Here is a 1,730-nt window from a genome sequence, read left to right on the forward strand (position 1 = left end):
CTTCGCCCCCTCCACCAAGCTTCGCTTGGTCCCCCTCCCCGTTCCGGGGAGGAGTTAAGCCTTGCCGGCGCCGAATCCGGCGCTACGTCCCGCACGTGGACCGCAAATTCCTCTATGTCATCGCCGCGCTGATCATCCTCGTGCTGGGCGCGGGGATCGCCTACCAGTTGTTCGGGACCGACCTGTTCCGGCGCGTGTTCGTGCCGAGCGTCGCGTTCAAGGCCGAACCGCCCCAGGCGCAGGGTGCCTATGCCGATCCGGCGATGTGGTATTCGCGGCCGGGCAAGGGGCCGAACGACCCGGCGCTCTGGGTTCCGGCCGGCTACAAGCCGAATCCGAACCCGCCGGCGGCGCTGTTCTTCATCCATCCGACCAGCTTCCTCGACCGGAACGCGTGGAACATGGATCTCGACAATGCCGAAGCGAATCAGCGCGCGCGCCTCTTCATCCGCGGCCAGGCGAGTGCATGGAACGAGGTCGCCGAGGTGTGGGCGCCCAAATACCGGCAGGCGACGTTCGGCGCGTTCCTGACCAACAAGGCGGATGCCCAAAAGGCGCTCGACCTCGCCTATCGCGACGTGCTGGCGGCCTTCGATGCGTTCGTGGCGCAGGTGCCGAAGGACAGGCCGATCTTCCTCGCCGGGCATAGCCAAGGGGCGCTGCACCTCGAACGGCTGCTGCGCGAGCGGATCGCCGGCACGCCGCTCGCGAAGCGCGTCGTCGCAGCTTATGTCGTCGGCTGGCCGATTTCGCTCACCACCGACCTCCCCGCGCTTGGCCTGCCTGCCTGCACCAACGCCGATCAGGCCGGCTGCATCCTGTCGTGGATGAGCTTTGCCGAGCCGGCCGATCCCGGCCTGATCACAGACACCTACGACGCCAGCACTGGCTTCGACGGACAGCCGCGCAAGGGCACACCCTTCCTGTGCGTGAACCCGATCACCGGCACCCAGAACGGCGCCGCGCCCGCATCGGCCAACCTCGGCACGCTCTATCCCTCGGCCGACCTGTCGGCGGCGGAGATCAAGGCGGGGCAAGTCCCGGCTCGCTGCGCCGGGCGCGGCATCCTGCTGATCGGCGCCCCGCCCAAACTTGCCCCCTACGTGCTGCCCGGCAACAATTATCATGTGTTCGACATCAGCCTGTTCTGGGCCAACGTTCGCGCCGATGCGGCGAGAAGATTGGCCAGCTATGACAAGGAATAACCGTGCTCCGGCGAAGGCCGGAGCGTCGCTGGCACGGCTCCGGCCTTCGCCGGAGCACAGCGCAGGATGATCACAGCTTCGCATCCGGAGTTCCGCGCCGCCTTGCCCGAGGGCGGTAGGCTGCTCGGGCTGGACGTCGGCACCAAGACGATCGGCACTGCGCTATGCGATGCCGGCTGGTCGATCGCGAGCCCGGCCGAACTGATCAGGCGAACCAAATTCGGCGTGGATAAGGCCGCGTTGGACAAGCTCATCGCTGCCCAGGCCGTGCGTGGGCTGGTGATCGGCCTGCCGCTGAACCTCGACGGCAGCGATTCGCCCCGCACGCAATCGGTCCGCGCGTTCGCCCGCAACATGGAGCCCGCCGGCCTGCCAATCCTGCTGTGGGACGAGCGCTGGTCCACCCAGGCGGTGACGCGCACCCTTCTCGACGCCGACGCCAGTCGCGCGCGACGCGCCGAGCTCGTCGACAAGATGGCCGCGGCCTACATCCTCCAGGGCGCCATTGATGCGATGATGATGGGG

At 67.8% G+C, this 1,730-nt stretch carries 2 protein-coding genes; both read left to right on the forward strand.

The annotated features are described in order from the left end of the window. Positions 1-95: 95 nt before the first annotated feature. A complete protein-coding gene (locus SCH01S_RS08970) occupies positions 96-1,205 on the forward strand; it encodes a DUF3089 domain-containing protein (protein WP_046348470.1) in 1,110 nt (369 codons plus the stop codon). 66 nt (positions 1,206-1,271) lie between these two features. Then, on the forward strand, positions 1,272-1,730 hold a 459-nt coding region (ruvX, locus tag SCH01S_RS08975; protein ID WP_046348471.1), incomplete at its 3' end, for a Holliday junction resolvase RuvX.

The sequence above is a fragment of the Sphingomonas changbaiensis NBRC 104936 genome (assembly GCF_000974765.1).
In the GTDB taxonomy this organism is placed as follows: domain Bacteria; phylum Pseudomonadota; class Alphaproteobacteria; order Sphingomonadales; family Sphingomonadaceae; genus Sphingomonas_B; species Sphingomonas_B changbaiensis.